Origin of the sequence: Halorubrum sp. Ib24 (assembly GCF_002252745.1) — an archaeon.
GTDB lineage: Archaea > Halobacteriota > Halobacteria > Halobacteriales > Haloferacaceae > Halorubrum.
The window spans coordinates 13,486-31,325 of sequence record NZ_NHOX01000015.1 but is presented as its reverse complement, the minus strand read 5'-3'; the positions used below and the strand labels follow the sequence as shown (position 1 = coordinate 31,325).

At 61.1% G+C, this 17,840-nt stretch carries 23 protein-coding genes and 3 pseudogenes; 15 read left to right on the top strand and 11 right to left on the bottom strand.

Translation table 11 applies throughout. The features are described 5' to 3' along the window. Positions 1–343 precede the first annotated feature (343 nt). Positions 344–550 carry a hypothetical protein gene (locus DJ82_RS03180; RefSeq protein ID WP_094524323.1) on the top strand — a complete coding sequence of 69 codons (207 nt, stop codon included), beginning with the start codon at positions 344–346 and terminating at the stop codon, positions 548–550. On the opposite strand, the pseudogene DJ82_RS03175 reads toward DJ82_RS03180, so the two are convergent. Next, a pseudogene (locus DJ82_RS03175) lies at positions 533–1,201 on the bottom strand (RNA-guided endonuclease InsQ/TnpB family protein); the annotation flags it as partial. The gene DJ82_RS03180 and the pseudogene DJ82_RS03175 overlap by 18 nt on opposite strands. A gap of 261 nt (positions 1,202–1,462) precedes the next feature. Between DJ82_RS03175 and DJ82_RS03170 the strand changes: the two are divergent. The 3 genes from DJ82_RS03170 to DJ82_RS03160 all read left to right on the top strand — a co-directional run bounded on the left by DJ82_RS03170 (position 1,463) and on the right by DJ82_RS03160 (position 2,822). Further along, on the top strand, positions 1,463–1,786 hold the full coding sequence (locus tag DJ82_RS03170; protein ID WP_094524324.1) for a hypothetical protein: 324 nt from the start codon (positions 1,463–1,465) through the stop codon (positions 1,784–1,786). 213 nt (positions 1,787–1,999) lie between these two features. Continuing rightward, positions 2,000–2,326 carry a hypothetical protein gene (locus DJ82_RS03165; RefSeq protein WP_094581046.1) on the top strand — a complete coding sequence of 109 codons (327 nt, stop codon included), beginning with the start codon at positions 2,000–2,002 and terminating at the stop codon, positions 2,324–2,326. Positions 2,327–2,420: 94 nt separating this feature from the next. Next, positions 2,421–2,822, top strand: a complete 402-nt coding sequence (locus DJ82_RS03160) for a DUF4864 domain-containing protein (RefSeq protein WP_094524326.1) — start codon at positions 2,421–2,423, stop codon at positions 2,820–2,822. A gap of 35 nt (positions 2,823–2,857) precedes the next feature. Here the strand turns inward: DJ82_RS03160 and DJ82_RS03155 are convergent, their stop codons facing one another. Then, positions 2,858–3,178 (bottom strand): hypothetical protein, encoded by a 321-nt coding sequence (locus tag DJ82_RS03155; protein WP_094524327.1) that lies wholly within the window; start codon positions 3,176–3,178, stop codon positions 2,858–2,860. A gap of 270 nt (positions 3,179–3,448) precedes the next feature. Between DJ82_RS03155 and DJ82_RS03150 the strand changes: the two genes are divergently transcribed. After that, positions 3,449–3,976, top strand: coding sequence for a helix-turn-helix transcriptional regulator (locus DJ82_RS03150; protein ID WP_094524328.1), 528 nt, complete (start codon positions 3,449–3,451; stop codon positions 3,974–3,976). A 1-nt stretch (position 3,977) separates the two neighbouring features. After that, entirely contained in the window at positions 3,978–4,418 is a 441-nt protein-coding gene (locus DJ82_RS15640; RefSeq protein WP_094557511.1) for a hypothetical protein, read from the top strand. Between the two features lie 44 nt (positions 4,419–4,462). Here DJ82_RS15640 and DJ82_RS03140 read toward each other — a convergent pair whose 3' ends face one another. Next, a complete protein-coding gene (locus DJ82_RS03140) occupies positions 4,463–5,110 on the bottom strand; it encodes a 7-cyano-7-deazaguanine synthase (RefSeq protein WP_094524330.1) in 648 nt (215 codons plus the stop codon). 163 nt (positions 5,111–5,273) lie between these two features. Between DJ82_RS03140 and DJ82_RS03135 the strand changes: the two genes are divergently transcribed. Beyond that, positions 5,274–6,179 (top strand): SDR family NAD(P)-dependent oxidoreductase, encoded by a 906-nt coding sequence (locus tag DJ82_RS03135; protein ID WP_094581045.1) that lies wholly within the window; start codon positions 5,274–5,276, stop codon positions 6,177–6,179. A gap of 91 nt (positions 6,180–6,270) precedes the next feature. Here the strand turns inward: DJ82_RS03135 and DJ82_RS03130 are convergent, their stop codons facing one another. Together DJ82_RS03130 and DJ82_RS03125 are read right to left on the bottom strand one after the other, a co-directional pair. Beyond that, the gene (locus tag DJ82_RS03130; RefSeq protein WP_094524332.1) at positions 6,271–6,669 is read right to left on the bottom strand and encodes a universal stress protein; all 399 of its coding nucleotides are present in this window, start codon (positions 6,667–6,669) and stop codon (positions 6,271–6,273) included. Positions 6,670–6,792: 123 nt separating this feature from the next. Continuing rightward, the gene (locus tag DJ82_RS03125; protein ID WP_094524333.1) at positions 6,793–7,227 is read right to left on the bottom strand and encodes a universal stress protein; all 435 of its coding nucleotides are present in this window, start codon (positions 7,225–7,227) and stop codon (positions 6,793–6,795) included. Between the two features lie 126 nt (positions 7,228–7,353). On the opposite strand from DJ82_RS03125, the pseudogene DJ82_RS03120 reads away from it, so the two are divergent. Further along, a pseudogene (locus DJ82_RS03120) lies at positions 7,354–7,990 on the top strand (IS6 family transposase). Between the two features lie 49 nt (positions 7,991–8,039). On the opposite strand, the gene DJ82_RS03115 reads toward DJ82_RS03120, so the two are convergent. Next, positions 8,040–8,675, bottom strand: coding sequence for a helix-turn-helix domain-containing protein (locus DJ82_RS03115; RefSeq protein WP_094581044.1), 636 nt, complete (start codon positions 8,673–8,675; stop codon positions 8,040–8,042). A 130-nt stretch (positions 8,676–8,805) separates the two neighbouring features. Between DJ82_RS03115 and DJ82_RS03110 the strand changes: the two genes are divergently transcribed. Both DJ82_RS03110 and DJ82_RS15175 read left to right on the top strand, forming a co-directional pair. Further along, complete coding sequence (locus DJ82_RS03110) at positions 8,806–9,594, top strand: hypothetical protein (protein WP_094581043.1); 789 nt, start codon at positions 8,806–8,808, stop codon at positions 9,592–9,594. Between the two features lie 13 nt (positions 9,595–9,607). Further along, positions 9,608–9,979: pseudogene (locus tag DJ82_RS15175) on the top strand (restriction endonuclease); the annotation flags it as partial. An 82-nt stretch (positions 9,980–10,061) separates the two neighbouring features. Here the strand turns inward: DJ82_RS15175 and DJ82_RS14385 are convergent. The 5 genes from DJ82_RS14385 to DJ82_RS03090 form a co-directional block, all read right to left on the bottom strand. Then, complete coding sequence (locus DJ82_RS14385; protein ID WP_143420499.1) at positions 10,062–10,694, bottom strand: hypothetical protein; 633 nt, start codon at positions 10,692–10,694, stop codon at positions 10,062–10,064. 4 nt (positions 10,695–10,698) lie between these two features. Next, positions 10,699–11,334, bottom strand: coding sequence for a hypothetical protein (locus DJ82_RS14380; RefSeq protein ID WP_143420498.1), 636 nt, complete (start codon positions 11,332–11,334; stop codon positions 10,699–10,701). A 92-nt stretch (positions 11,335–11,426) separates the two neighbouring features. Then, positions 11,427–12,452: a hypothetical protein gene (locus DJ82_RS03100; RefSeq protein ID WP_094581042.1), complete on the bottom strand. Its 1,026-nt coding sequence runs from the start codon at positions 12,450–12,452 to the stop codon at positions 11,427–11,429. Positions 12,453–12,542: 90 nt separating this feature from the next. Next, complete coding sequence (locus DJ82_RS03095) at positions 12,543–12,881, bottom strand: repressor phrH2 (protein ID WP_094581041.1); 339 nt, start codon at positions 12,879–12,881, stop codon at positions 12,543–12,545. After that, positions 12,882–13,211 (bottom strand): winged helix-turn-helix domain-containing protein, encoded by a 330-nt coding sequence (locus DJ82_RS03090; RefSeq protein ID WP_094581040.1) that lies wholly within the window; start codon positions 13,209–13,211, stop codon positions 12,882–12,884. It lies immediately after the preceding gene. Between the two features lie 207 nt (positions 13,212–13,418). On the opposite strand from DJ82_RS03090, the gene DJ82_RS14375 reads away from it, so the two are divergent. The 5 genes from DJ82_RS14375 (at position 13,419) to DJ82_RS03070 (ending at position 17,806) form a co-directional block, all read left to right on the top strand. Continuing rightward, positions 13,419–13,607 carry a hypothetical protein gene (locus DJ82_RS14375; protein ID WP_143420497.1) on the top strand — a complete coding sequence of 63 codons (189 nt, stop codon included), beginning with the start codon at positions 13,419–13,421 and terminating at the stop codon, positions 13,605–13,607. After that, complete coding sequence (locus tag DJ82_RS03085; protein WP_094581039.1) at positions 13,600–13,923, top strand: helix-turn-helix transcriptional regulator; 324 nt, start codon at positions 13,600–13,602, stop codon at positions 13,921–13,923. Before DJ82_RS14375 ends, DJ82_RS03085 begins: the two co-directional genes overlap by 8 nt. A gap of 222 nt (positions 13,924–14,145) precedes the next feature. Beyond that, the gene (locus DJ82_RS03080) at positions 14,146–14,652 is read left to right on the top strand and encodes a hypothetical protein (RefSeq protein WP_094557500.1); all 507 of its coding nucleotides are present in this window, start codon (positions 14,146–14,148) and stop codon (positions 14,650–14,652) included. Beyond that, positions 14,652–14,996 (top strand): hypothetical protein, encoded by a 345-nt coding sequence (locus tag DJ82_RS03075; protein WP_141212560.1) that lies wholly within the window; start codon positions 14,652–14,654, stop codon positions 14,994–14,996. Before DJ82_RS03080 ends, DJ82_RS03075 begins: the two co-directional genes overlap by 1 nt. Before the next feature lie 134 nt (positions 14,997–15,130). Beyond that, positions 15,131–17,806, top strand: coding sequence for a plasmid replication protein RepH (locus tag DJ82_RS03070; protein WP_198948002.1), 2,676 nt, complete (start codon positions 15,131–15,133; stop codon positions 17,804–17,806). Positions 17,807–17,840: the final 34 nt, after the last annotated feature.

The following is a 17,840-nucleotide window of genomic DNA, read 5'->3' as shown; positions in this document are numbered from 1 at the left end:
ACAGCATCAACGGCAGGGACGCGGCTTGTCGATCGCATGAGCGGCGCGGTCGGTCGTCGTTGCGCCTGACCGGGACGGGTTTCCGTCCGTCCCGACGAGAGCTCGGTCGAACCTGCTGAATGTCGTCGTCACGAACAGTGTCGGTTGCTCACGGAGAGGCCACGAGACCTCTCGGAGGGCTTCGAGGAGGGCCACACTCTACGTGTCAGCGAGACCTACGCATAAAATGACGGGATCGTCCGATTCGAAACCCCGGTGAGACACAGCTGTCGAACCGTCCGTGAGAGACGCCCCGTAAGCCACCACCAGAAGGGCTGACCATGGAGTTTGAGTATCCCGACCTATGGCCCTCCGCTCAGTCGAAAACGTTGCGGAAGCGTTCGGCGTCACACGGGAGTTTCTGACTCCTATTGATGTTCGCCGCTGGCGGACGCTCGCGCTCGTCGCGCTCTTCGTCGGGGGCGGCGTCAGCTCCCCGACGGCACAGCTCAACATGTCGACCCGACAGGAGACGTCTGTGAACTACCCTCCCCTACTCGCTCACGGCTGACGCCGTTCGCTCCTTGACGGAAGGGCCTCCTGTTTCCACGACGCGCTTTGCAGATAGGAACGTATCCACAGGGAGCGCAGTCTCCACAGGCGTTGACGAATCGCCGAGCGAATCGTTCGCCAACCAGAAATCCTCGATTTCTGGTGACGTTGATTCGGAGTGTCCCACTCCTACATCTTGTAGACCGCGAGAAAGGATGTTCCACGCCGCGCTCGCGTCCCTGTCCGCCTCAAACCCACAGGACGGACAGGAGTGTTCACGGACCCAAAACGGCTTGTCGGTCGAAACGCCGCACGACGCGCACTCCTTGGTCGTCCCTCTCGGGTTGACCGCGACGAAGTGCGTTTCTTCACGCTCGCACTTGTATTCGAGCAACGAGAGGAACGTTCGCCACGCGGCAGACGCAGTGTTGCGGCTGTTCGACGGACCTTCCATCATCCCCTCCACGTTCAGGTCCTCGACCGCTACAAGCTCGAATTCCTGAGCGTAGTACGCCGAGAGCCTGTGCAAGAAGTCGCGGCGCTTCCGTCGCAGGTCGGCGTGACACTCCGCGACTCGACGCCGTTGCTTCTCGTCGTTGTTCGACCCGTGCTGTTTGCGCGAGAGCGTCCGTTGCTCGCGCTCCAAGCGGTCGCGTTCGTCTGAGGGGTCAGACGCATCCGCGCCCGGTTGTGGGCTTCGAGGCGCGCCGCGAGCAGTTCTGGTTCCGGTACGAGGACCGGCGGCCTGAGGCGGCACGGGAGCTTCGACGCGAAGCGATTGCGAAACGCGCCTCGCTCTCCGGCGGCGACGCCGCCGCCCGAGCCATCGCGGACAAACACGGGCGGCCGAGGCCGACGTGCCGGACGGAACGCAGCTCTCGGTCGGCGAACTCGCCGACACCGGTATGTGCGCGACGACCCAACAACTGGTATGTCCACCACGAGCGTCGAGACGGCGGCCAATCCGCAGGCGCTGGTCGACAGGCTCCCAGCAGCCCCGGGCGACTGGGAACGGAACGAAGAACCCGGCGGCATCGTTGAGTACCGGCTTTCGGACGAGGAAAGCCCCTGTACCGCGGCGAAAGTCGCTGTCCGTCCCGACATCCTGAGCGACGCGGCCGTCCGGCTCGTCCGCAAACGCGGATGTGGCGACGCGGGGAGCGACACCTTCGACTCGATCGCCGCCGCCACAGACGCAGTCAGCCGAGAACTCCGCCACGTCCTCGCGGCTGTCGGCGACGACCAGCCGCGATAGATTCGGCTGCGGGCTCGGTCGCGGCATCAATACCGGCACTAGCGGCTCCGGTGCGCGGCACCGGCGCGGGCCGATCGCCATACCGACATCGGTATCCGACGGGGTGACATACTGTGTGCCGTGTCGACACGACACACCGACGCCGCTTCGGCCGCGCTCGTCGCACTCGCCGTTTGGATTACCGGGCGGCGAGACGGACGTTCGCCGCGAGCGTTGCTTCGCCCGGTCCCGTTTCTCGGCGGTGCGGCCGTCGCGGTGTTCGTCGAAGTCACGTTCGCGCGGTGGCCGGAACGCACGACTCGCCTCTGGCGGCATCCGGCGATCCGCTTCGGCTCGCCGCTCGCGCTCCTTGCCGCGACCCTGTCCGTTGGCCGTCGAAGCGGCGCGCCACACGCGGCGACGCTCGGAGGCCTCGCCGGGTACTTCGCGCTGCTCATCGGAATCACCACGGACGTCGTTCCCGAGCCGAAACAGTGGTTTCGGCGCTCCGTCCCGGACGAGCGGAGGGCCCGCGACGACGTCGCTCACGGCGCCGAATAACCGGCTCTCGGATCGTCTGACCGAGGACAAGCGACGCCTAGAGCCGTCTCAACGGACGATTAATGCCGCTCGCGCCCCTACATCTGACACTCAGATGTCCGACCGGTACCCGATAGCCGGGCTCCCGACGCCAGACCCGACGTACGATGCCGACCGGGTGGTCGCGATCCAACTCGAGGCGCTAGCGACCAACGACGACCCGTTCACGAACGCCGGCATCGGCGTCGCGTACAACTTCGCATCGCCGGCGAACAGACGGGCGACGGGCCCGTTTGACCGCTTCCGGCAGATGGTGCACAACCCGCGATACGCCCCGATGATCGACCACGTCGAAGCGACGACGGGACCGGTCGAGCGCGACGGCGATGATGCCGTACAACGCGTCACGCTGACCGGCCCCGACGGCCGCACGGTCACGTACGCTTTCGGGCTGTCGCGACGCCGACGCGGCGAACTCGACGAGCACTGGCTGACCGACAGCGTGGTCCGCGAGTAGCGCGGCCGGCCGAGCGATCGCCGCTCGGGTCCCGGTCAGTGATCCCGCCACCGAAGCGACTGCCGATTCAGCGCCTCCACGGCGGGCTTGCCTTCTTCGAGCATTCGGTCGGCGATCGCGATGGCCGCGCGCAGTTCGTCGGCCGACAGCTGCTCGTACGCGGGGGTGCCGTCGACGTGGTCGTACCAGACCCCCTCGAACAGGCCGTCCAACACGACGCGGGCGAAACAGTGGTCGCGGTGGATCGGCCAGTCGCCCGCTTCGGCCGCCTGTTTCGGGAGCGCACCGGTGACCCGCTGGAGATACGTCTCGCGCAGGCGCGTGAGGTCGTCGCCGCCGAGCGTTCGTTGCCCCATTCGACACCGGTGATACGAGCCCGGTCAATAAGACGGCTTTCCCCGCGGCGCTATTCAGCACGGTATCAACAAACACCCCGACATGTGTCAGTAACAATCCGACCGATACAGAGGTCGAGTTCAGCAAGCCACGCCCGGAAGCGAGACACATTGCTACTCACAAACCTTGCCGGGCGTCAATTCCGAGCGACAAAAAACTCGACCGACACAAGACTCACAGATATTTGAGTGATACAAACATATATTGATACTCGTTCCGTAGAGACGCACATGAGCGAATTCGATCCGGCTCCTGACTCAGCGACAGAGACGCCACGGTGGCAAGACGGAACCGATACCTTCGGCCGCGTCTACGATGTGGCCCTCGGTCTCACGTCACCGACGACGTACACGAGGGTTGCAGAACTCGCAGACTGCTCCCCGAACGCAGCGAAAAAACACCTCGATCGCCTCGCGGAGATGGGGATTGTCCGCGCTGATCGTAGCAGCCGTCCGGCCACGTACGAGCGAAATAATGGGTATCTCGAATGGCAAGAGGCGAGTCGGATCGCCACCGATCTCTCTGTCGATGCGATTATCGACCGCGTCGAAGCGCTTGAACAGCGACGGACGGAGTACGAAGCCGAATTCGGCACCACCGACCCAGCCACCGTTGCGGTGTTCGATGCCGAAGACCACGAGACGATCCACGACCGCATGACTGCAGTAAGCGACTGGCAGGGGGTCATCCGAGACATTCGCTTATACGAACTTGCCCGCCAACTCTCACAGAACGACGGGCACCTCATCCCCGCATAAGATGAGTCCGCCCCCAGAGGATTCAGCGGCTGACTCGACAGGCCCGCCCGATCGACAAACGTTACGCCTGCTTGAAAAACAGTTGACGACGGACCAACTCGTTGCTGCCACCCAGTTCGACCCAAATACGCACGAACCGCGACTGCTCACCGCAACCCTTGACACTGACCGATATCCCGATACGATCGCTGACGCCAGAGTCGATATTCGATGGTTCACAACCGGAGATTTTTCCATCCACTACGTCGAGACCCGGAGAGAGAACACCCACTGGGAGTGTCGCTGGGATCGGCATCCAAACACACACAACACCCGACTCCATTTTCACGAACCACCAACCGGTACTGAAGTCTCAAATTACGATCTCGCTTCACTCCACCCACTCGATGTCTATTCAACGGTGTTCGAAGCGATCGAGCGGCGTATCGAAACGCTCTGGTGAGTGGTCTTTCTGCCCGAACTGAACCGCAGCCAACTAGCAACGAACTACGAGAACTCCGGCCGCTCAGCATACGCGACCGGATCGCGAGACCCGGCGTTCCGGAACGCCTCAAGCCGGAAGGCGCAGGCATCGCAGGTCCCACACGCAGGCTCCTCGTCCCGGTAACACGACCACGTCATCTCGTACGGCACACCGAGTCCCGAGCCACGCTCCGCTATCTCCGTCTCTGGCTTCGTCCCGACATCGATCACGTTCTGAAAGGCGTCGAAAAAAGCCGGACGACAGTCGGGATACCCGGAGAAACCCTCCGAACGCGCGCCGACAAACAGCGTCTCCGAACCGGTCGCTTCTGCGTACGATGTCGCCATCGACGATAGATTCGCGTCTCTGAATGGGACGTACGACGTCGGAATTTCGTCACTCTCCATATCGGCGTCAGCCACATCCATCTCTTCGTCCGTCAGACTCGATGTCCCGATCTGTGAGAGATGCCCCGTTACGATATGAAGGAAGTCACCCGCGTCAGCCTCTTCAGCAAGCGCTTTCGCACACTCGTACGCCTTGTCTTCAATGCGCTTCCCGTACGACGTATGGAGGAAGTACGGCTCGTATCCCTGCTCGATCGCCTCGTAGACTGCTGTCGCACTATTCATCACGCCGGTTACCGGAACCACTGTGCTTTCGTTGCTTATGTCTGCTCAGTTGCGTCGAACTGATCGCCGCTCTGTTCACCACACTGCGCTTTCCACAATGCTATCATCTAACCCTGACACCCTCCCGGCCCGGATCGGCCGACGACCCGCCCCGTCCGCACCGGACTGCCGTTGTTTTCATCGTCGAGCCCCTATCGGGTGTATGAGCGATCTCCCGGAGAGCCGCGCGGGTGTGTCGGACATCGACTGTACCGGACTGCAGGCGGTCGTCACCGGGTCGACGAGCGAGATCGGTCGCGCGGCGGCACTGGCGCTCGGCCGGCTCGGCGCCGACGTCATCGTTCACGGTCGCGACGCGGAGGCGGGCAGGGCGGTGGTCGACGAGCTCACTCGAAGCGGGGTCGACGCCGGCTTCCTCCGAGCCGACTTCGCGAGCGTCGACGCGGTCAGGGAACTCGCGGCCGACGTCCGCGAGGAGACCGACGGGATCGACCTCCTCGTCAACAACGCCGGTGGACTCTTCAGGAACGGGGCGACCACCGACGCCGGGATCGAGTACACGTTCCACGTCAACCACCTCTCGCCGTACCTGCTCACGGCCGAACTGCTCGACCACCTCCGCGAGGGCGCTCGCGTCGTCACGACCGCCTCCGGCGCACACGAGGGGGCGTCGCTGGACCTGGAGCGGGTCCGGGGTGATGACCGGTTCACCGGCTTCCGAGCGTACAGCCACTCGAAGCTGGCGAACGTCCTCTTCGCGTCGGAACTCGCCAGACGCCTCGACGCCGCGGACCGTGACGTGACGTCGAACAGCATCCATCCCGGCGCGATCCCGGGCAGCGGCTTCAGCCGGTTCCTGCCCGGGCCGCTCCCGGGGCTCTTCCAACGGCTCGAGTCGCTTCCCGGGGTCACGTCCGTCGCCGACGGCGCCGCGGAGATCCTGTTCGTCGCCGTCTCGCCGCGGACGGCGGACGTCTCTGGACGGTACTTCGCGGATCAACGGCCGCGGTCGCCGTCGAACGCCGCCCGGGATCCCGACGCCGCACGGCGGCTCTGGACGGAGAGTGCGGCGTTACTCGACACGGAACCGCCGTTGGCCGAGGAGTGACCGTCCGCCTCGGCAGGGGAGTCCGGCTTCGCTCGTGATTTCGTCCGTTCAGCGATCGGCCGAAACCGATCCCGAGGGCACGGATCGGACCTCACCCGACGATCACGACGGCGCGGTCCGTCGACCTGAGGACGTCACTGGTGACGCTTCCCATCACGACTTCCGCAACGCCCGACCGTTTCCGACCGGCTACCACGATCTCGTCGGCGTCGAACGACTCGGCGGCCTCGAGGATCGTCTGTGCGACCAACCCCTCGAGTTTCTCGCCCTCACAGCGGAAGCCGGCGTCGGCGATCTCCTCGACGGCGGTGGTCGCCGACGGGATGTCCTCGAACTCCCTCGGCGGTGCGCCCTCGTAATCGGCCTCGTCGACGTAGATCACCTTGACCTCGACTTCGTCGCGGTCCATCGGCAGTGATCGCACGTAATCCGTCTGTTCTACCGTACGCTCCTTGTTCGCGTCGATGGGGACGAGTATTCGATACGTCACAGTCGGAAGTCGTTACTGAACCTACATAATTATTCATCGTATTTTGGCGGATCGGGAATCCGCCGGAGCCGGTGGCGCCCGTCACCCGGCCCGTCCGGTTCGGGATCCGCGGGACCACCGGCGCTACGGTACGAAAACCACCGGACAGTGTTCCTGTTCGAGGATCTGTTGTGGCGTGCTGTCCGAGAACACGGAGTCGATGAACGAGTCCTCGGTGTAGCCGATGACGACCGTATCGATGTCCGACCGCTCGACGATCGACAGGATCCGTTGGCGGACCTCGGCCATCGAGCCGACGTCCGTCACCGACTCGATCGACACCTCGACCGACACGTCCAACTCCTCGGCCAGTCGTCTGATGTCCGCTGCGCCGATGTTCTCCTCGAGATCGATCGAGTCCGCCGAGAGGTGGATCGCCGTCACCTCCAACTGGTCGTGAGTTCCGAACGTTTCGAGGGCGTAGTTGACGGCACGTTCGCTGGTCGGCGAGAAGCCGAAGGCCGACTGTGGCACCCGACTGTCCACCGGAACGATGTCGAACGGGAGGAGGACGTGCATACGTGAACTGTATCGTCGGGGAGCATATTTTTATTGATATTTATACATATAATAATCCTCTAAAAACAACGTGGGCGGTGTTCAGATAAGGATGAAGAGTGAGGCGGTGTGTTTTCTGAGTGGTCCATTCACGAAAACACCCGCCTCAGCGGTAGTATCCGCCAGATTGACTTAGCGTCTGTTGAGCGAGAAGCGGCACCGAGACGACTGATGAAAGTCGGTATTCAGCTCTATCTGGCTGGATCATCACTTTCAAATACAGTATATATTATTGTCATTTTTTGGTGTCGATCGTGCTCGATCTACCGTTCACAACTGGGTTCACAAAGCTGAATTACAGCCACAATCTGGACAGATTCCGGATCACTTTGCGATTGATGAGACGGTGATCCAACTCAATGATGAACAGTATTGGCTGTATGCCGCTGTCGATCCTGACACGAGCGAATTACCCTATTCAACGCTTGAACCAACTACAAACAAGATGATTGCTCACGCGTTCGTTGCTGAACTCTGCGAGAAACACGATGTCTCCGACCCCCTGTTTCTCATCGATGGCTCGCACTCACTGAAAGACGCCTGCCGCCGGCACAGTCCCGATTTCAGATATGAAAAACACCGAACTCGGAACAGTGTTGAACGTGTCTTTCGAGAGATAAAGCGTCGAACTACCAGTTTCTCAAACTGTTTTAGCAACGCCGAAGCAGAAACCGCCGGCGAGTGGCTTCGGGCCTTCGCCTTCGCATGGAATCAGCTAATCTGAACACTACCTTTCGATCAGCCCAAAGAAGTATACCGAACCCACCCGCTCGTCATTCGACGTTTAGGTCGGTCAGGTACCACGAAATAAGCCGCGCCTGCGCTCGGCGGACGATTCCGCTCGCGGTCGACTTGTCCACGCCGACCACGTCGGCGAGATCCGCCAGCGTGCACCCTCGCGGGACCTCGAAGTAACCCTCTCTGAGGCCGGCGGCGAGGAGCTCCTCTTGTCGGCGTGTGAGGAGTCGGTCCGACCGCTTCTTGTTCACCTTCGAGAGGAGCTCGTACTCGGTACCGCTCGCTTCCAGCGTCTTTCGGAGCTGGTCGAACTCCCCGCGAGTGCCGGTCAAGTCGAACTCGTAGAACCCGTTCCGCACTTCGATCGGAAACTCGGGCGGGAACCCTCCGGCTTCGACGAAGGCGTAGAAGTCGACATCGGTCGTCTCGTACGTCGTGAGGAGCCGATCGTCGGTACGTTCCAACACCTCGTACGCGTCGATCGCATCGTGCTCGCGAAACGCCGCCGCGACCGACTCCGGAGTCCGAGTCAGCACCTCACCGAGTTCCTTCGCGGTGGCGCCGCTGCGGACGCCGGAGAGGAGGCGAAAGGTCGCGTCGGGAAACGCCTCCGACAGGTCGGCGATGTACAGGTCCGGCGGGAGGCGAATGCGGAACCGAGCGTCGATCATGCTGGTCACCGCCGCTTCGGGCAGATACCAACATGTTGGGGTCACGCACACATGAATCGCCCGGCAACACTACGGTATGAACTCCGAGTCGGCCGCTGCGGCCACGAGCGGACGGACGAAGTTGCGGGCAATGGCGCGAACGATCGCCACGTCGATCCGAGAGCTGCGACGCCGCGATCCGGTTTTGTCCGCCGTGGCCGCGATCAACGCTGTCCTATTTGGTGCCTTCGCCGTCGGCATCGTCTTCGACCCAACGGTCGTCAACGGGGAACCGGCGTGGCTCAAGCCGACGAAGTTCGCCGGCTCGATCGCACTCGTGTGCGCGACGCTCGGCTGGCTCGGTGTCCACCTCCCGGTCGACCCGGACTTTCGCCGCCGCGTCTCCCGGGTCGTCGGGGTCGGTCTCCTCATTGAAATCGCCCTCATCGGCGGACAGGCCGCGCGGGGCGTTGGGTCCCACTTCAATCAGGCGACGGTCCTCGACGGGGTTGTCGGGGGAGTCATGGGCGTCACAATCGTCGTCGTCACCGTCGCGGTCGCAGCGCTGGCGGTCCGGGCGCGCAACAACGAGTTCGATGTCCACCCGGCGTTCGCCGCGGGCATCCTCCTCGGCATCGGGTGGTTCGTCGTCGGGGCGTTCGAAGGAGCGGCGATGATCGCGATCCAGTCACGGGTCGTCGAGGCGACGGAGCCGACGGTCCCGATCGTCGGCTGGCAGCTCGTCGGAGACCTCCGCCTCGCCCACTTCGTTGGCCTCCACGCTCTCCAGCTGTTGCCGCTGACTGGCTACCTCGCGGCTGTCGGACTCCGCCGGGGGCTCGTCGACCACCCGAGACGCGCGGTATTCTTCGTCGCTACCGGATACGGCGCGGTCCTTCTCGGAACCGCCATCCTCGGCGTCGCCCCGGCCCTCGTCTGACGGGCGACCCCGCGAAACGGACCAGTGGGGCTACACGGTGACGGAGTACCTGCCGGCGTTCCGGATCACGGACCTCACGGAGCGGGAGGCGGACCTGATCGAGCACTTCGTTCCGGTCGCCGTCGACGAGGCGGGTGGCTTCGAGAACTTCCGTGAGACGGCGACGAAGACGAATTCGCTCGTCGATCGGCTGAAGGCGATCGAGTTGCCGGACGTCGACGACGTGGCCGACGATCTGGAGAACTACTTGGAGACGAAGGAGCGCGCCGAGGAGCTCGACGCCAAGATCGAGCAGACGGACAAGCTCATCGACGAAATCGTCTACGAGCTGTACGGGCTGACCGACGAGGAGGTCGAGATCGTTGAGGAGGCGGTCAGAGAGTAGCTGTCCATCGGAAGGTGTGATGTCGTGCTTCCGGGCAATGTCTCTCTTAGGAGACCTGTGAAATGAACCGAGAAACCGATTCTCACATCCTAACATCAATTACATCCACTTGTTCGATGGTAGAATCCGACTTTTCATCGATAAAAGATAATTCGTGATATCGACCAGCCTGCTCCACGGCTCTGTCAGGGTAGATGCGGAGTTTTATAGGGAAACTTCGCTCGCTCATATTTTCACAGGAGAGTACCGCCTCGTCGGGATCATACTCATGTTCCCTGCGTGGTTTGTTTTCTAATTCCACGGTTATGTCTGATGAAGATGAAAAATCAAGAGAGAAGTTCGAAATGAACTTTGAGAACTGTATTTCACCGTGGATTAAGAGATTCTCATCTTGTATGAGCGCATTTCCCCTACTTTCAGACATCTTATCGGGGACCCGGCTTCCATCGGAGTAGTGTGTTGGCGTCCAGTCAAGCGTGACTCCAAACGGTCTCCCTGTCCAGTATGTATAAGCCAAGGAGATACCGACTACGAAGACCGCAACAGCACGCAGAAAATTGACTATCCGATTGTTTGTCGGTATGTCTGATGACCAAAATACGAGTGTGGCAAGTGTGATTGCGACAAAATTAGCTGTACTGTCCTTGTACTCTGTGAGGAACCCCTCAGCGACGATTATTGTTGAGTCAAAATAAGAGGGGTCGCCGGAGGCCATAATGTCAATTCGGGCCTAAAACTTCCCGCTCAAATAGCTCAACAATGTACTCGCGTGCTCTTTCGTGATCTGATTCAATTTGTAGATTGCCGTTTTGATAGGTAACAAGAATGCTCTCTTCCTCATATTGGAATCCAACACTAGCGCTCTCAATAGAATACTCTCCGATAACATCCTGTGTTGGGATGTCTTCTACCTCCCTGTACGAGGCCTCTCTACCTCCATCGAGAACTGTGATGTCCACGACTCGATCGGAGGCAAGTAAAAAGTCCCATAGCGAGTCTTCTGGAGCGTGGAGGTTATGATATATTTTCGGACTGTTATCAGTGATTTCCAGAAACTGCTCTGTTACAGGGCTGAGAGAGGGAATATCGGACTCATACTCAAAGATGAGAAGGCGTGACCCTGTTCGCAGTTCAAACTCAACAGAGATATCCCTACCTTGGGTGTAATCTGATTCCTCTCTGTAATTTATATTCCCAGTTATAATGACCTGATTCGGGTACGGGTGAGCATCGATTATAGGGGCAAAGTCCCTGTTGACGTCGTCGATCTCGACACCATTGTAACCATCCTCCTCAATAGATTCTAGCCACTCAGAATCGAGTGACCCTGAGCGACGGAGGTTGGTTACGCTCATATGCTCTTATTCTATCTCCTTAACACAAAGAGTCCATGATTCCATACTGAAAGTGAAAATCAACGTTCGCTGGTCCACAATCCTGTGTGACACTAGTTGAATTCGGCTAGTCCTGTCTGATATTGCTGGTACTCTTCCGGCCCTCCCTTCTGACGATATTCCTCGATTACGTCGTCTATCGAGTACTGAATTTCTACACCCTGTCGGTTACACTCTTCGTAAATATCCACAAAGAACTGTTCAGGAGGATACTTATTCTCACCATCCTCTTCAAGCCAATTTTCGTAGAGTGAGACAAACTTCTGGAGGAACGCTATCGATATCGCAGCACGTTCGATATCTGGTGATCCTTGGATAGCATGATCCGCCAATATGTGGACTCGACCCTCAGAAGAGATACGCGCTCGTACAAAGAAGCCGGACAAATTGAATACGCCTTCAAGTTGGACAACACCCATCTGGCGCAAGATTCCTTGTAGGACGGGAATCGACTTCGTTACGTCCGTGGAGTCTGATACCCGTCCCTCTCGCCCGAAAAGGTCAGGTTCGTCACCTTCGATTCGGGCATCGGTCAGCATGCTGATCGACAGGTTTCCAGGTAAGTCTTGATTGTTCTTTTCTCTCGAAAATAGCCAGAGTAGAAAATCAGGTGAAAAGGTGACTTCGCGTATCTCAAGATAGTCCTCAAGGGTATTAGACAACAGTTGCTTCGCTGTTTCTGCGTTGGTTTTGTCTCCTCGGATGAACAGAAATTCAGGCCGGTTCCAATAAGCGTCAAAATTGATATACCCGGTTCGAGCGGGACGCATCTCAGTGTCTCCGTCGATATCGACCTCACTTTGTTCCCACCTTTCTTCCAAGTATCGGAGTGTTCGTATGTCGCTACAGAGATCAGATAGTTCGCCACGCACCTCTGGGTTCTCTCGGAGGTATTGGACGAAAGGGATTGTCTGATAGCCTCTTCCGGGAGAATCAAACGTACCGGGGCTAAAGTCTTCTAGCTCGCGGTCAACGACCTCTTCAAAATCAAACTCCGCGTCTAGAACCTCAGTCGTATGAATCCCATTAAATACCAACCGACCGCTGTATGAGAATTCATCGTCCTCGGTGAAAGACATAATATCTAGAATGTTTACCTGTCAGATATAATTTTCCGTTAAGCAGTCTGCCTAAAAACACTCACTCAAGTAGACCTAGTATCTGCGATATCACCGAAACCCAGCCCACCTACTTGGCCTAGTAGCATGCGGCGGCCGCGGACTCGGAACCGGCACGTCAAGACTCGGGTCGACATCTTCGCCTAAAAACAACTCTCCCCATGTCGTGATCGACCAGTAGATCTCGTAGCGACTGTCGACAATCTCGCGCTCGTATTGCTCGACGAGCTCGGCATCCGCTAGAACCTCGCACCGGTCACTCACCCGGCTCTGACTGACTCGCCCGCGAATGTCGAACGCGATCTCCCACGTGTCAGCAGCACCGTCGTCAGCGAGTCGCTCCAAAATCCGCTCGTGGAGACCGCCCATCCACGGGACGGAGTCCCGCATTCAGGTCGCGCCTCCGTTCGAGGCCTCGCCATCCGGAGGATCCTGTGCCTCGACGGCATCACTCTCGTCATCGATGTGGGTCCAGTTCTCGGTGTCGAGCCGACCGTCGAGGTATGCCTCGCCATCGTCGGTGATCATGTAGACGCCGTTTCCGAGATCTTTGACTAACCCCTTCTCTGCTAACTTCTTACACCGCCGATGAACCTGAACACGTGAGTATCGAATCGGACCTTCCTTCTTCATTTTCGTCGGAGAGCCGGATTCGTGTTCGGACAGATACTCTAGAATCCGATCGTCAGCAGCAGACATCCACTCTCCCGCATATCTCATATAATACATTGGCGCACCCATATTTAATATAAGACCGAATAGTGACTCTAAACACTACCAGTACATTCAAGTAACAATAGTGTTCATGTGTATCCACGGAGCCCGAGTGACGAACCCTCGGCTAGTGAGAAAATGTAGGAATCCCGGTCGCGGCGTTCCAGCGCCCGACCGGGTCGGGTTCTGTGCTGAGACCACAGAACCATGCTGATGATGGCAACTGCGGGGCTTAAGCCCTGCGCGACGACCGGCGAACCGAGCGGACGAACTAACGGCTGCGGTCTCTGCGAAGCGCCGGCTGACGGCTACGACGCGGCGTTCGGCGGCGCGCTCTGCAGAGAGTGCGCTGACGCGTTCGGCGACCTCTGCAGCGACGTGCGGGAGGTGCGCGATGAGTAGCGTCGACACCGGTGAGAGCGGGACCGGCACAGGCGACACCCTCGCCGGTCTCACCGCCTTCCAGCGCGATCTCCTGTGGGCGCTCTCCCACGACGACGCCCGCAAGGGACTCTCGCTGAAGGCGGAACTCGCCGGCTACTACGGCGATGAACTCAACCACAGCCGCCTCTACCAGAACCTCGACGAGCTCGTCGAGTGCGACCTCGTCGCCAAGCGGGCGCGCGACAAGCGCACCAACGAGTACCGCCTCACCGAGTCGGCCCGACGCGCCCTGGAAGCGCGCCGCGCATGGCAGGCGAGAGGTGAGACGGCGTGAGCCGCACGCGACCGTCGTCTATCCGATTCGACGCCCGCGAGACCCTCACGGGTGACCTCGACGACGTGACCGTCCGACAAGCGGTGGAGGGCCACGCGTGATGAAGAAACTCTGGCGATGCCGCCAGTGCGACCGGCTCGTCAACCGGTTCGTCAACGGCTGGGTCTGCCCGCGCTGTGGCTGGTGCTGCGGCCACTCACTCGCCCGCGTGAATCGGGGACCATGAGTCGGGACAGCGAGCAGCACGCCACCGCGCCCGCAGCGAGGACCCCCGCGGGCGACATCATCACGGATCTCGATCAGCTCTCGCTCGCAGCCACGTCGAGGACGTGCCAACACTGCGGTCGGTCGTTCATCGAAGGCGATGACGTCGTCGCGTACGTCCACAAGCCGGCCGAACAGCGGATCTACGAGGTCGGCCACTGTGTGTGCGCACACGCCGAACATCGCCAGCAAGAGGTGTTCACCCTCGGTGTCCACGAACTGATGGTCACCGGGCGCATCGGTGTCGCCTCTGACGCGGCGACCCAATCGACGTGGCCGATTCTCATCGACCCGGTCCCCGTGGGCGTGAGCGCGCCAGCGACGACGACGATCCGCTGGCTGCCGCCCGAGACACCACTCGCCGAGCAGGTCGTGCCGACGGCGACCCAGCGGCAACAGCGCCGGACAGCCCGGACACAGGTGACCGTCGGTGGCCATCAACCAACGGTGGAGGGTGACGACTGATGTCGCCGCCACACTTCGTCGACGACCGTCGGAACACGACGACCGGCCGCCATCGTCCACACCCACCCACGCCGAAGCAAGCAGTAGACGTGGACACCGTGCGCGCGACGATCGCGCACCTTCGTCGTGCCCTCACTGCGAGCGACGCTCACAATCCGGGCGCTGTCAACGCGGCCCTGTTGCAGGCCACGATGGCGATCGAGGAGACTTGCCACCCCAAGATTGCGGCCGCACTCCGGACTGCCCGCGGTGTCGATCCAGACTCGCGAACGCTACGGCGGTACATCCGGCAGCTACTCCGGCGGCTCATCGCGGTGGTCAACTGTTGGGAGCCATCCGAGTGATGCCAGCCAACGATCACTCCCGAGTGCCGCGTCCACAATCCACCGGACAGGGCCGCGAGTGTGGCGTCCGTCTCGTGCGTCCACCCGCTAGCGATGAGGCGACTGGTATCCGCTGTGCCGCGGTCTCGCCGCGGATGACCGAGTGGGTGCCAGATGTCCTCGAACAGCTTCGCGAGGGAAGCATCGAGACGGTACGCGCACAGACAAAGCACACCGACGCGTGGCGTGCGAGCTCATCGATACTCGATGCGACGCTCCCGGCGTGGAACTCCCTCAACGACACGTGGGACGACGCGACCGCGGAGGCGGTCGCATACACGCAGGCGATTACCGAGCTCGCCGTAACCGACACGAATTCGACCGCCGAGTCGACGTATCACGAGCGGCGTCACGAATCGTTAGTCGAAACGGTCGAAGCAATCGGGACGGGACGCGGCGCCGTCAACGCCGGACTCGGGGCGCTCGCGAAGGGGCCGGTCGCGCTCCATCGCGAGTTCGATCCCACCCCACGAGCGATTACGTTGGTCCTCGATGGGCCAGCATGGACCGAACTGGCCGACCGTCGGACTGGGGTCCGTGCACTCGCGGCGATCGCCGTCCTCGCAGACGGGTTCGACGTCCGGGTTCTCGCCTCGCCGGCACTCCAGCACGAACTCACTCACCGGTACCCGCGGTGGACCGAAGTCCATCTCGGTCTTACTGACAGCCGGGACCGGTCCCCCCAACAGGGACACCGCAGTTCCGATGAACCAGCTGCACCCACCGACATCACACAATTGGCGTGGATCGCTCTCGATGGACTCGCGTCCGCACCCGGGAAACGGCAGTTACTCGCCGCGTTACCCACCGAGAGTGGTCTGACGTACGCCGAGCTCGAAGCCGATCCCGAACTCGCGATCGAGCGCGGGACGATCGGTCGGTACGTCATCGACTTGGAGTCGCGAGGGTTAGTTGCGATCGACCGGCGTCGAGAGCACAACACGGTTCGGCTCACCGACCTCGGGGAGACGGCCGTCAGTAAGTGTCTCACGCCGGATTGTGAGCTCCACCACCCGGACCAGACCCAGTTGGCACACAGTCTTACCGCGACCACTCACGATTCACCAAGTACAGTGTCGCCCCCGCGAGGGGCATTGGGGACCGAACCGACCACGGTCGAATCGTGGCTTGCGGCGACCGGCGACGGCGACGAGGGCTACGTCCAGCGGATCGACACCCACGACGCGGCGTCGATCCACCAAAGGTTCACCGTCCCGGCGGAGACTGGAGCGGTTACGCTCGTTGATGACCCGGTTGAACCGTTTGACGACGGTCGAGTGAGCTACTTCAGTCACCTCGACGGCGAGTGTCTCGCCATCGTCCAGTGGGGCGGTCCACTCGCCACACTGGGACGTCTCGCGGGTGTCTTACTCAGCGACACGGCCCTGTCGGAGGTCCTCACACCAACGCGACTCGGTGAGACGTTCGCGAACATCCACGGTGGGTCCGGCGGACACACCGGTTCACCCGGCCGGACTCTGCGTCGCGGCCAGCAAGTCGGCTGGTTCAGCGAACACGAGGAGGTGTACGAGAACTGGCGTGACCGGATCGAGAGCGTCCGAGAGACGCATTTGGCCCGCCTCAGTGCGCTCACCGAGAGTTCCGATAGTGCGGCCCGTGGTGAGTTATTCGAAGACCTCCACGGGCTCATCGCGACGGCGACTCAGCTGTATCACGCTGCTGGCGCGGATCTAACTCTGACGGTCCGGCTGCCGGACACCGAGACGCTCGCCCAAAGCGAAACGAAGCGAGACAATCTTTGTGACTTCATTCGGTATACGGTGCCGAAACAGTCGGTGTACGGCGTTCACTCAGGCTACCGGATGTTGTTCGAAGAGCGTCCGGCGAAGCTCAAGCGACGGTTGCCGTACGACATCGAGACAGGTGCTTCGATGGAGCTAACAGCGTCGTGGGTGCTCGCCGGACCGACGGCGACAACGCTCCAGACAGCCATTACCGAGGCGCTTGCCGCGGAACTCGACACCCTCCGCGAGGCGATCGCCACCGGAAGCGAACAGGCACCGACGCTAACCGTGCCCGTTCGCGACGGGACGACATACGCGTCGCTCCGCCGGATCGTCGACGAACTCGCCGTGGAGTACGACACCGGGTGGACGCCGCGTGTTCGACGCGAGCTCACTCGGTTCTGCCTCCGATCGTTCGGCCGCGAAGTGCCACACCGAGCGAGTCCGTACGACGCGGTCACCTGTTTGGTGCGAGCACTCGATGACCCACGCCAACAGGAGTGGGAGCCGGCAGTGATCAGGGCGGCGACAACGCTGCCGACCAGTCGCTTCCGCCCTGACCTCGCACCGACGTCGACGAAGCTGTACGCGACGCTACTCAACGCGTCTGAGCCGCGTGGTCGGCAGGAACTCATCGAGCGCGCCGACATCTCGGCCAGTAGCTACGACCGCCGTATTGGGGCTGTCAGCGATCTCCCCCGTGTTCGGCCGACAACGGTGGGCGGACACCGGAAGTGGTACGCCGTCACACAGACGGAGGCGGCTAGTGCGGGCCAGAGGACGGAGCGCTCACGCCACCCTCTACGGGCTCGCCTGACCACCGCGCGTGTCGCTTCAACTGCTGGAGACAGCCGCGGCGATCCAAACAGGGCGGTGAGGGGAGATGTCCAACTGACAAGACAGTTCAGAAGCGGTCCCACTCGATCAGCCGAGATCCGGACGGCGACGGCAGGGCAGCCAACGCTGCATCGGTTCCGAGCCTCAGGCAGGCCACAAAAGAGGCCGCCGGCTACCTTGTGGAGGTAGCGATTCCAGGCAGATTCTCCAGCAACGGAATAGG